General features: G+C 68.2%; 7 protein-coding genes and 2 pseudogenes. All 9 read right to left on the reverse strand.

What is annotated here, in order from left to right:
- Positions 1-9: 9 nt before the first annotated feature.
- The 9 genes and pseudogenes from QFZ65_RS13280 to QFZ65_RS13320 all read right to left on the reverse strand — a co-directional run bounded on the left by QFZ65_RS13280 (position 10) and on the right by QFZ65_RS13320 (position 11,202).
- Positions 10-1,506, reverse strand: a complete 1,497-nt coding sequence (locus QFZ65_RS13280; RefSeq protein ID WP_306911111.1) for an ABC transporter ATP-binding protein — start codon at positions 1,504-1,506, stop codon at positions 10-12.
- The gene (locus tag QFZ65_RS13285; RefSeq protein WP_306911113.1) at positions 1,503-2,291 is read right to left on the reverse strand and encodes an energy-coupling factor transporter transmembrane component T; all 789 of its coding nucleotides are present in this window, start codon (positions 2,289-2,291) and stop codon (positions 1,503-1,505) included. The genes QFZ65_RS13280 and QFZ65_RS13285 overlap by 4 nt, the downstream gene beginning before the upstream one ends.
- A 3-nt stretch (positions 2,292-2,294) precedes the next feature.
- The gene (locus QFZ65_RS13290; protein ID WP_306911115.1) at positions 2,295-3,128 is read right to left on the reverse strand and encodes an ECF transporter S component; all 834 of its coding nucleotides are present in this window, start codon (positions 3,126-3,128) and stop codon (positions 2,295-2,297) included.
- A gap of 118 nt (positions 3,129-3,246) precedes the next feature.
- Positions 3,247-4,275 (reverse strand): nucleoside hydrolase, encoded by a 1,029-nt coding sequence (locus QFZ65_RS13295; protein ID WP_306911117.1) that lies wholly within the window; start codon positions 4,273-4,275, stop codon positions 3,247-3,249.
- A 44-nt stretch (positions 4,276-4,319) separates the two neighbouring features.
- The gene (locus QFZ65_RS13300; protein WP_306911119.1) at positions 4,320-5,297 is read right to left on the reverse strand and encodes an aldo/keto reductase; all 978 of its coding nucleotides are present in this window, start codon (positions 5,295-5,297) and stop codon (positions 4,320-4,322) included.
- 36 nt (positions 5,298-5,333) lie between these two features.
- Positions 5,334-5,552: a hypothetical protein gene (locus tag QFZ65_RS13305; protein WP_306911121.1), complete on the reverse strand. Its 219-nt coding sequence runs from the start codon at positions 5,550-5,552 to the stop codon at positions 5,334-5,336.
- Between the two features lie 67 nt (positions 5,553-5,619).
- Positions 5,620-6,179: pseudogene (locus tag QFZ65_RS13310) on the reverse strand (hypothetical protein).
- A 75-nt stretch (positions 6,180-6,254) separates the two neighbouring features.
- A pseudogene (dxs, locus tag QFZ65_RS13315) lies at positions 6,255-8,229 on the reverse strand (1-deoxy-D-xylulose-5-phosphate synthase).
- Positions 8,230-8,376: 147 nt separating this feature from the next.
- A complete protein-coding gene (locus QFZ65_RS13320) occupies positions 8,377-11,202 on the reverse strand; it encodes an aconitate hydratase (RefSeq protein WP_306911123.1) in 2,826 nt (941 codons plus the stop codon).
- Positions 11,203-11,241 lie beyond the last annotated feature (39 nt).

Here is an 11,241-nt window from a genome sequence, read left to right on the forward strand (position 1 = left end):
TTTCCCGGCTCAGGCGTCGCGCAACCGGCCGTCCCTGAGCTCCAGGACGCGGTGCGCCGTGCGCCGGGCGTAGTCGAGGTCGTGCGTGACGATCAGGACGGCAGCACCGCGCGCCGCGGCGGCCTCCGCGGCGCCCTGCAGCGCCTCAAGCCCGTGCCGGTCCAGCCCGACGGTGGGTTCGTCCAACGCCAGCACGGCGGGTTCCCGGGCCAGTACGGTGGCGAGTGCGAGCAGCCGCTGCTGGGAGGAGGGCAGTTCGGCGGGATGCGCGGCAGCGGAGTCCGCCAGTCCGACGGCGGCCAGTGCCTGCAGTGCCCTCTCCGCGGCCCGCTCGCGGCCCACAAGCTTGCGGAGCCCGAAGCCCACTTCCCGCAGGACGGTCCGCTCGAAGAGCTGGTCGCGCGGGTGCTGGAACAGCAGGCCGATCTCCGCGGCCAGGGCCCCCGCAGGGATACCGGCGATGCTGCCGCCACGGATCCGCACGTCCCCGGCGGCCGGCCGCAGCAGGCCGTTGAGGTGGCGCAGCAGCGTCGACTTGCCGGCCCCGTTCGGGCCGGTGATGGCCACGGTCTCCCCCGCCCGCACCGCCAGGTCCAGGCCGGCAAGGAGTTGCGCCGGAGCCGCGGCGCCGGTGCCCGGATAGCTGAAGGACAGCCCGCGTACCTCGAGCAGCGCGATGCCGCCGTCCGCCTTTGCAAACGGCGTATGCCGCGATGGCCGGGCACTCCCCGGAAGGGGATCCACCACCACCCCTGCCGCTGCCAGCTGTGCTGAAGCTGCGAGCTCCCCCGGGCTGCCGGCGGCGGTTACCGTGCCGGCCTGCAGCACAATCCAGTGATCAGCACACCGGGCAAGGGCGTCCGCGCTCTGGCTGAGCAGTACGACGGCGGTCCCCGCCGCGGTGAGTCCGCGGATGAGTTCCCGGAGCTGGGCCGCGCCGACGGCGTCCAGGGACGCGAGCGGTTCATCCAGGATCAGCACATCCGGATGGGTGATGAGGGCGCATCCCAGGGCCAGCCGGCGCAGTTCTCCGCCTGAGAGCGTGGCCGGGTCGCGCTCCAGCATCCCGGTAAGGCCCAGCACGTCGGCGCACCGCTGTACTTCCTCCAGCATCCCGAGACGGGGCATGCCGATGTTTTCGAGGCCGAAGGCCAGTTCCTCCGCGACCGTGGAGGTTACGGTGGACAGCATGCTTGCCGCGTCCTGCGGCACGTAGGCCACCCGCCGTGACCAGGCGGCGGGGTCGATCCGGGGATCACCGGAACCGCCCTGGAATTCCAGCACGCTGCCGGCAAGGCTCAGCCGTCCGGTCAGGACACCGGCATCACCGGGGCGGAGCCAGCCGCCAAGGAGTCTGCCCAGGGTCGACTTGCCGCTGCCGGAGCCGCCGAGAACGGCAGTCAGGGTGCCGGGGGACGCGCTGATCCCGAGCTGGCGCAGCGCCGGTCTGTCCTCGCCGTGGAAGCTGAAGCCGGTGATCTCGGCGCTGAGCAGCGGAGTGTTCATGATGGTCCCGCTCCCGGCCAGGAGACCACCGCACGGAGCAGGACGGCCGCTCCCGCCAGCACCAGGGCCGCGGCACGGATCCCCCGCTGGGCCGGGGAATCCGTCAAGGTCCGGTAACTTGTCCGGATCCCGGGGCGGGCAAAGCCCCGTGCGTCGAGGGCCTGCGCACGGCTGCCGGCATCATCGATCAGGCCCAGCACGAGCGGCACCATCTGCAGCCGGACGGCCGCGAGCCGGGACAGCGGTCCGCCGCGGAGCACCAGGCCCCGGGCCTGCTGCGCCTGGGAGATGCGGTCAAGACGGCGTCCAATGGCCGGCACCAGGGTCAGGGTGGATGCCACGACGAAGCTGAACTGCCGGGGCAGCCGGCGTTCAGTGAGCGCCGTGATGAGGTCCGGGACGCTTACGGTGAAGGAAAACAGCAGCAGCACGAGAACGCAGGCGCCGGTGCGGCTTCCTGTCTCCAGGGCGAAGGCGAGCCCCTCAGCAGTGACCCTCGCCGGTCCCCAGGCCGCGAGGACAGTACGCCCCTCCGGAAAGAAGAGGCCGTGCAGCATCAGCAGCGAGGCCCCGAAGGGCAGCAGGATGACTGCGGCGGCGGCCAGCACCCGGCGCGCCACCCCGGCCCGGACGGCCAGCAGCCCCGCGGCCAGCGCCACCACCGCCGACAGCAGCCAGCTGGCCGCCGCCGTCGTGATGACCGCAACGCTGACGGCCGCGGTGAGCGCGGTGAACGGGTGCGGGCCGGGGCCTGCCCGTCCGGCCCGCATTTTTTCAGAGGGCACTGCTCAGGCTTCGGCCGTCACCGGGGCCTTGCCGGCAAGCACCCGGAAGCGCCGGACAAACGGGAACCGGTAGGTGGTCCGGCGCGGCAGGGCGTAGACAAGCAGTGCGGCGATGGCGAAGACAATCGCCTTGTCCATCGGGTCCGAGATCAGGGCCTGCTTGGTGATGGCAGCGAGCAGGGTGTCGCCCATGGCGCGGAAGGCACTGACGATCGCGCCGGTGCCCACACCCGCCGTGCCGCCGAAGACGAAGGCCGCGATCGGTGCGGAGATGACGCCGGCGAGGATGCCCGTGAGGAAACCGGCCACCGGCGCAAGGTAGAAGCGGCGGAAGAGCCCGGCGCGGGCGGCGAGCCCGGCGAGGAAGCCGATCAGTGCGGCGCCGGCGGCGAAGGGCAGGACCGTCGGGTTGAAGAAGGACCACACGATGCTGCTGAGGGCTCCCGTGGCGGCGCCGGCAGCCGGTCCGGCGAGGACGGCGATCAGGACGGTGCCGATCGCGTCGAAGTAGAACGGCAGGCCGGTGTTGCCCATCAGCTGGCCGAGGACCACGTTCAATACCAGCGCCACGGGCATCAGGACGAGGGTGGAGGTGGGCAGCACGGGAAGCACGGCGGCGATCAGCAGCATGGCGCCGAGCAGGAACCCGCCAAGCGCCACGAGTGCCGAGAAGCTGGCCGGACCGTTGGCGATGTCCGCGGGCTGGGTGAGTACAAGGAAGATATAGGTGGCCGCAATGGCAGCGGCTCCGGCGATTTCGAGCAGGCGGCGGCGCCGGCCGGCCGCCGTTCCAGACTCGGGGCCCGAGGCGGGGAGGGTGAGGGAGGGCTGTGGCATGGGAAGGGGTCCTTCGGGTGGGGTGGAAACTTCCGCCTATGTCACCTCGGCGCAGGTACCATTCTAGCGGCCTGTGCCGCTTCCAGGGGCCCCGGTCAGCTTGTAGGCCACGCCGCCGCTAGCGCTGCCCGATCCGGCGGGCGAGGGCGCCCACGGAGGTGATCAGCTCGTCGAAACACTGGTCGGGATCGTTGGACGCGACGATCCGGGCGTTGGGCGGCAGTCCCCAGAGCCCGCGGTAGTCTGCCACCGTCGTACCCATGAGGAGCGCAGAGGACGTTTCGACGTCGACCGTCGCCAGGCGGGCACGTACGGGCGTGCGGCCAATGGCGGCACACGCCGCAAACGCATCGTGCATGTGCGCGACATAGCCCTGGTCGTACTGCCGGTGGAACTCCAGATAGAACCGGATCGCGTCGGACAGGCAGGCGACGAGGGGGTTCGGGGACCTGCTGCGCCGACCGGCGGGCTGCTCCGGCAGGACCAGCTCCGGCGGCGCGCCGGCTGCCTCGGCGAGTCGTTTGAGGTGCTCCGGGCGCAGTTCGATCAGCTCCGTGGTCTCCAGGGCGCACACCAGCGGCAGCCGGTCCTCGGGCAGGCCGCGGTAGGCCTCGAAGACCTCCTTGGCGGCGTGCGGGTCGACGGAGACGTTCCACTCCGCGGTAGGGGTGGTGTTGCCTTGGTAGTTGAAGCATCCGCCCATGATGACGAGGCCCTTGAGCAGCCGTGGCAGTTCCGGTTCCCGGCGGAGGGCCAGGGCGAAGTTGGTCAACGGGCCGGTGATGAGGCCGGTCAGCTCCCCCGGGTGCGCGCGCGCCTCATCCACCCAGACGTCGACGGCGTGCCGTGCCGAGATCGCCTGGGCCGGAGCGGGCAGTTCGGCGTAGCCGATCCCCTGCGGCCCGTGCGTCTCCTCGGTGGTGACGAGCGGGATTTCCAGCGGCACCTCCGCCCCGACAGCAACCTCGATCCCGGGGCGGCCGCAAAGCTCCAGCAGCGACAGGTTGTTCAGCGCCACCTGCCGGGCGCCCACGTTACCGGCGGTGCAGGTGATCGCCTGGATCCGCACTTCGGGGCGCGAGAGCAGGTACACGAGGGCCAGGGCGTCGTCGATTCCGGTGTCGACGTCCATCAGGACGGTGTGCATCGGCGCAGTGTGCGTGGGCGCAGAGTGCATCGGCACAGCTTCCCCTAGAACAGCGCCACCTTGGGGGTGCGCGGGAAGAGGTCGTCCAGTTCGGCCAGTTCCGCAGCGCTGGGGATCCAGGCCACGGCGGCGGCGTTCTGCCGGACCTGTTCGGGCCGCGTGGCGCCGGCGATGACACTGCTCACGGAGGGCTGGGCGGCCAGCCAGGAGAAGGCGACCTGGATCTCGTTGAGCCCGCGCGCGGCGGCGAAGGCGCTGAACGCGTCCAGCTGCTCCCAGTCGGCCTCGTGGACGAGGTGGGTCCGGGTGTGGCTGAGCCGGGAACCCTCGGGGGCGCTGTCCTTGGCGTATTTTCCGGTCAGCAGGCCGTTGGCGAGCGGGAAGTAGGGCAGCACGCCGAGGCCGTAGGCTTCGGCGGCGGGCGTCACTTCAAGCTCGGCGCGGCGGTCCAGCAGGTTGTAGTGGTTCTGGCTGGAGATGAACCGGGATCCGCCCCGGGCCCGGGCCACGAATTCCGCTTCGGCGATCTGCCAGCCGGCGCGGTTGGAGTGGCCGATGTAGCGGACCTTGCCGCTGGTCACGAGCTCGTCCAGGGCCGCCAGTGTTTCGTCGATGGGCGTCAGGGGGTCAGGGACGTGGAACTGGTAAAGGTCGATCCAGTCTGTGCCCAGCCGGCGCAGCGAGGCCTCGGCGGCCCTGATGATGTAGCTGCGGGATCCGCGGGCACCAAAATCGTTGCCGTTGGCGCCCCGGGCGTCCATTCCGAACTTGGTGCCGATGACGACGTCGTCCCGGCGGCCCGCGAGGGCTTTGCCGAGCATGGTCTCGCTCAGGCCCGGTTCCCGGCCGTAGGTGTCCGCGACATCGAAGAAGGTGATGCCGGCGTCCAGGGCCGCATGCACGACGGCGTCGGTCCCCTCCTGCGACTCGGTCGCCGTATTCGATCGGCCCAGGTTGTTGCAGCCAAGGCCCACGACGGAGACGGACAGTCCGGAATTTCCCACACGGCGGTATTCAGTCATGCAGTCCAGCCTATAACGGCCGGGAATGCTCCCCGGTCAGCCCGCCGAGAGCTCCAGGCCGTGGTCGTCCAGGGCTTCCTGGAGCTGGGCCACTGTGCGGGGGCAGACCCCAGGCATGCTCACAAGTTTGCGCTCCCCTAGTTGCACTACCTGTTCCAGGGTTTCCACCCCGGCATGCGCCAGGGACCTGCGGGCGAGCGGGTCCATTCCCCGGGGAAGCGGGGTGCGGCCTGGTTCTGCGGATTTCGGCGTCATGAGATTGTGCCTTCCATGTGATTGCCCCCAAAGCTGGTGTGAACTCGCGGACGGACTACGGAGGGAACTACAGGCTGAAGCTGTTTGCCGGCTTGGGTGAATGCTTGAGTTTGAAGGCGGTGTCACCGAAGGGAGCCGCGCCGATGCTGAGCTTGGTGAAGTCGAGGTCCTCGCCGCGGATGCAGACCTTGATGGCGTTGACGGCCTTGTTGACGTCCGGGGTCAGGCAGAAGATGTTGAGTTTCGAGTCCCCGAATTCGGAGCGGTCCACGACGCCCAGCCCACGCCAGGCCAGGTGGCTCATCAGCGCGCGTCCTTCGCCTTTTCCTCAAGGTAACGGTCGCGGCTGGTACCGTCCTTCGTCTTGAGGGCGTACTGGGCCACCACCCAAAACTGTTCGTTCTCAGGAATATCGGCGAAGCCGTCCTCGGCGCACTGCGCGGCGAAGGCATCCATCAGTCCTTCTGCGGCCGAGGCATCGGGGACGTCAGTCTCCTCGGTCTTGCTTTGGTGCCCGACAACGCCGTAGTTCATCACGAATTGGCTGTAGTCCTCGTCAAACCAGGCTTCCCTGAACTCCAGGACTCCTTCTTCGTTGCGTTTGTAGACCCGGATAATTCCACTCATGTGCGAGTTCCTTCCTGGACCGTCGTGCAGCGGCGCCATTGGCGGCACCGTCTGACGGAAAAGCTGTTGAGACGGCTACAGCAGCGGGAGGCTGCCGGTGGTGGGGTGCGCCTGCCCGGGCAGGGGGCGGGCGAACGGCACCTTGGTCCCCAAGACCTGGGCTACGACGTCGTGCGTGATTTTCCGGGCGGTCAGCCCGACGCGTTCCAGCACCTGGCTGCGGGTTCCGTGGTCGAGGAACTCGACCGGGAGCCCCACCTCGTTCAGGGCGGTGTCCACACCGGCGGCCCGCATTTCCTGCCGGATCCGGGAACCGACACCGCCGGCCCGCACGCCGTCCTCGAGGCAGACGACGAGGCGGTGGTGCGAGGCGAGGGCGATGATGGACTTCCGGACGGGAAGCAGCCAGCGGGGATCCACGACGGTGGAGCTGATGCCCTGGGCCCCGAGCCGGTTCGAGACATCCAGCGCAAGTTCGGACATCGCACCGACGCTGATGATCAGGACGTCGTTTTCGGTGGAGCCGGACGGCCGCCGGGCAAGCACGTCGACGCCGTCGCTGAGCCGTTCGATGGCGTCAACCTCGGCGCCGACGCTGCCCTTGGAGTAGCGGACCACGCTGGGCCCGTCCTCGATGGCCACGGCCTCGCGCAGCTCCTCGCGGAGCCGGCTGGCGTCGCGCGGCGCGGCGAGGTGCAGCCCCGGAACGATCTGGACCATCGCCATGTCCCACATGCCGTGGTGGCTGGCGCCGTCGGGGCCGGTCACCCCGGCGCGGTCCAGGACCACGGTCACGCCGGCCTTGTGCAGGGCGACGTCCATGAGCAGCTGGTCAAAGGCACGGTTGAGGAAGGTCGCGTAGACGGCCACCACCGGGTGCAGGCCGCCGAAGGCCATGCCGGCGGCGGAGGTGAGCGCGTGCTGTTCGGCGATGCCGACGTCGAACACCCGCTCGGGGTGCCGGGCGGCGAACTTGTGCAGCCCGACGGGGATCAGCATGGCCCCGGTGATGCCGACGATGTCCTTGCGCTCGTCGGCGATGTCGGCGATCTCGTCGGCGAAAACGGACGTCCAGGACTTCGCGCCGCCGGCCTCGGTGGGCTCGCCGGTTTCGGGGTCGATGATGCCGACGGCGTGGAACTGGTCCGCTTCGTGGGCGCGGGCGGGAGCGTAGCCGTGGCCCCTTTTCCGTCATGGCGTGGACGATGACCGGACCGGCGTAATTGCGGGCCGTGGAAAGCGCATGTTCCATGGCCTGGAGGTTATGGCCGTCGACGGGACCGATGTACTTCATGCCGAGGTCTTCGAACATGCCTTGCGGAGCCCACCAGTCCTTGATGCCCTTTTTCATGGCGTGGAGGCTGCGGTAGGTGAACTGCCCCAGGGGGCCGCCGTTCTGCAGCCTCCGGCGCCACCAGTCCAGGGTTCCCTCATAGGCGGGCGCGGCGCGGAAGGAATCGATTGTGGGCCGCAGCGAAGCCAGGTAGTCGGCAAAGCCGCCGACGGTCGGTGCGTAGGAGCGGCCATTGTCATTGACGACAATGACGACGCGGCGCTTCTTGTCCGCGGCAATGTTGTTGAGGGCCTCCCAGGCCATGCCTCCGGTCAGGGCGCCGTCGCCGACGACCGCGACGACGTAACGGTCCCCGCCGCCGGTCAGTTGGCGGGCCCGGGAAATCCCGTCGGCCCAGGACAGTGAGGAGGAGGCGTGCGAGCTTTCCACGATGTCGTGGTCGGACTCGGCGCGGTCGGGGTAGCCGGAGAGTCCACCCTGCTGGCGCAGCGTGCTGAAGTCCTGGCGGCCGGTGAGGAGTTTGTGGACGTAGGACTGGTGGCCCGTGTCAAAGACGATGCTGTCGCGGGGGGAATCGAAGATCCGGTGCACGGCGATGGTGAGTTCAACGACGCCGAGGTTCGGGCCAAGGTGGCCTCCGGTCTGGGAGACGTTGCCGATCAGGAATTCCCTGACCTCCGCTGCCAGCTGATCCAGCTGTGCCTCGGACAGTTTGCTCAGGTCCTGCGGATTCCGGATGGTCTCCAAAATTCCCAACGGCCCCTCCTTCGAGTGGTAGACATGCCTGTTAACTCTAACGCCTTCCGAAGTACCCGGGAGCCGGAAACGCGAAGGCCCCGGCCGGTCAATGACCGGCCGGGGCCTTCGTGCGTTCAGTTCCTCCCTATCACGGGAGAGCCTCCATTAGTTGGCGGAGATCTGGCGCAGTACGTACTGCAGGATGCCGCCGTTGCGGTAGTAGTCCGCCTCGCCCGGGGTATCGATGCGCAGGACCGCATCGAAGGACTTGGTGGAACCGTCTTCCGCCGTTGCCGTGACCTTGAGGGTCTTGGGTGTGGTGCCTTCGTTGAGGGCGGTGACGCCCGCGACAGCGAAGGTCTCGGTGCCGCTCAGGCCCAGGCTTGCAGCGTTCTCGCCGGCCGGGTACTGCAGCGGCAGGACGCCCATGCCGATGAGGTTGGAGCGGTGGATACGCTCGTAGCTCTCGGCGATGACGGCCTTGACGCCCAGCAGCGCGGTGCCCTTGGCGGCCCAGTCACGGGACGAGCCGGAACCGTATTCCTTGCCTGCCAGGACCACCAGCGGGGTGCCGGCTGCCTGGTAGTTCTGCGCGGCGTCGTAGACGTAGGCCTGCGGACCGTCCGGCTGCGTGAAGTCGCGCGTGAAGCCGCCCTCGACGCCGTCCAGGAGCTGGTTCTTGATCCGGATGTTGGCGAACGTGCCGCGGATCATGACCTCGTGGTTGCCACGGCGTGAGCCGTAGGAGTTGAAGTCCTTGCGTTCCACACCGTTGGCCAGCAGGTACTGGCCGGCGGGGGTGTCCGACTTGAACGAACCGGCCGGGGAGATGTGGTCGGTGGTGACCGAATCGCCGAGCTTCAGCAGGACGCGGGCGCCGCTGATGTCGGTGACGGGTTCCGGTTGCGCCTTCATGCCCTCGAAGTACGGGGGCTTGCGCACGTAGGTGGAGTTCGGATCCCAGGCGAAGGTGTCACCGGCGGGGGTGTCGAGGGCCTTCCAGCGCGCGTCGCCGTCGAAGACACCCTCGTAGCCGCGGGCGAACATCTCCTTGTCGATCGAGGAATCGATGACCTGCTGGACCTCGGCCGGGTTCGGCCAGATGTCCTTCAGGAACACGTCGTTGCCGGCCTCGTCCTTGCCCAGGGCGTCGGTTTCGAAGTCGAAGTCCATGGTTCCGGCAAGGGCGTAGGCGATGACCAGCGGCGGGGAAGCCAGGTAGTTCATCTTCACGTCCGGGTTGATCCGGCCTTCGAAGTTGCGGTTGCCGGACAAGACGGCGGTGACCGAAAGATCGTTGGCCTGGATGGCCTCGGAGATTTCGGTGTCCAGCGGGCCGGAGTTGCCGATGCAGGTGGCGCAGCCGTAGCCGACGATGTAGAAGCCGAGCTTCTCCAGGTACGGCGTCAGGCCCGACTTGTCGTAGTAGTCGGTGACGACCTTGGAGCCCGGGGCCACGGAGGTCTTGACCCACGGCTTGGACGTCAGGCCCTTTTCTACGGCGTTGCGGGCCAGCAGCGCGGCAGCCAGCATCACCGAGGGGTTGGACGTGTTGGTGCAGGACGTGATGGAGGCGATGGCGACGGCGCCGTGGTCCAGTTCGAACTCGCGGCCGTCTTCGGCGGTGATCTTGACGGCGTTGGAAATCCGGCCGGCCGCACCGTGTGCTGCCGAGTAAACCGGCGGCTCGCGGTCCGTGTCGGTCACGTGCGTGTCCGACTGGGTGAACGAGGGCGGGTCCGAGGCCGGGAAGGTCTCCTCGAGTGATTCGTCCAGCGTGCCGGCGTCGGCGTTGTGCTTGACGTAGTTGAGCAGGTCGTGGCGGAACTCGTCCTTGGCCTCGGTGAGCACGATGCGGTCCTGGGGACGCTTCGGGCCGGAGATCGACGGAACAACCGTGGACAGGTCCAGCTCGAGGTACTCGGAGAACTTGATCTCGTGGGACGGGTCGTGCCAGAGGCCCTGTTCCTTGGCGTAGGCCTCAACCAGGGCGACGTTTTCCTCGGACCGGCCGGTCAGGCGCAGGTATTCGATGGTGACGTCGTCGATCGGGAACATCGCTGCCGTGGAGCCGAACTCCGGGCTCATGTTGCCGATGGTGGCGCGGTTGGCCAGCGGCACAGCCGCGACGCCTTCGCCGTAGAACTCCACGAACTTGCCCACGACGCCGTGCTTGCGCAACTGTTCGGTGATGGTCAGGACAACGTCGGTGGCGGTCGCGCCGGCCGGGATGGACCCGGTCAGCTTGAAGCCCACGACGCGCGGGATCAGCATGGAGACGGGCTGGCCAAGCATGGCTGCCTCGGCTTCGATGCCGCCGACGCCCCAGCCGAGCACGCCCAGGCCGTTGACCATGGTGGTGTGCGAGTCGGTGCCGACGCAGGTGTCCGGGTAGGCCCGGAGAACGCCGTCAACTTCGCGGGTCATGACCGTGCGGGCCAGGTACTCGATGTTGACCTGGTGCACGATGCCGGTTCCCGGCGGGACAACCTTGAAGTCGTCAAACGCGGTCTGGCCCCACCGGAGGAACTGGTACCGCTCGCCGTTGCGCTGGTACTCGATCTCCATGTTGCGCTCCAGTGCGCCGGAGTTGCCGAAGGCATCGATCTGAACGGAGTGGTCAATGACCATTTCCGCCGGCGCCAGCGGGTTGACCCGTTTGGGGTCGCCGCCGAGGTCCTTGACGGCCTCGCGCATGGTGGCAAGGTCCACGACGCAGGGCACGCCGGTGAAGTCCTGCATGATCACGCGCGCCGGCGTGAACTGGATTTCAGTGTCGGGCTGGGCGCTGGGGTCCCAGCCGGCCAGTGCTCGGACGTGGTCGGCCGTGATGTTGGCGCCGTCCTCGGTCCGCAGCAGGTTTTCAAGCAATACCTTGAGGCTGAACGGAAGGTTTTCTGCACCTTCAACGGAGTTCAACCGGAAAATTTCGTATTCGGCACCGGCAACATTAAGTTTGCCTTTTGAACCGAAGCTGTCCACAATGCTCATCGCAGGGCTCCTCTCGCAACAGTTTCATCTTTGTCGCGC

Source organism: Arthrobacter sp. B3I9, from assembly GCF_030816935.1.
Lineage (GTDB): Bacteria > Actinomycetota > Actinomycetes > Actinomycetales > Micrococcaceae > Arthrobacter.

Bases quoted from the DNA above. Each gene is read 5' to 3' on its own strand.
- QFZ65_RS13290 (WP_306911115.1), bottom strand. From the start codon at position 3,128: ATGCCACAGCCCTCCCTCACCCTCCCCGCCTCGGGCCCCGAGTCTGGA.
- QFZ65_RS13295 (WP_306911117.1), bottom strand. From the start codon at position 4,275: ATGCACACCGTCCTGATGGACGTCGACACCGGAATCGACGACGCCCTG.
- QFZ65_RS13300 (WP_306911119.1), bottom strand. From the start codon at position 5,297: ATGACTGAATACCGCCGTGTGGGAAATTCCGGACTGTCCGTCTCCGTC.
- QFZ65_RS13320 (WP_306911123.1), bottom strand. From the start codon at position 11,202: ATGAGCATTGTGGACAGCTTCGGTTCAAAAGGCAAACTTAATGTTGCC.
- QFZ65_RS13305 (WP_306911121.1), bottom strand. From the start codon at position 5,552: ATGACGCCGAAATCCGCAGAACCAGGCCGCACCCCGCTTCCCCGGGGA.
- QFZ65_RS13280 (WP_306911111.1), bottom strand. From the start codon at position 1,506: ATGAACACTCCGCTGCTCAGCGCCGAGATCACCGGCTTCAGCTTCCAC.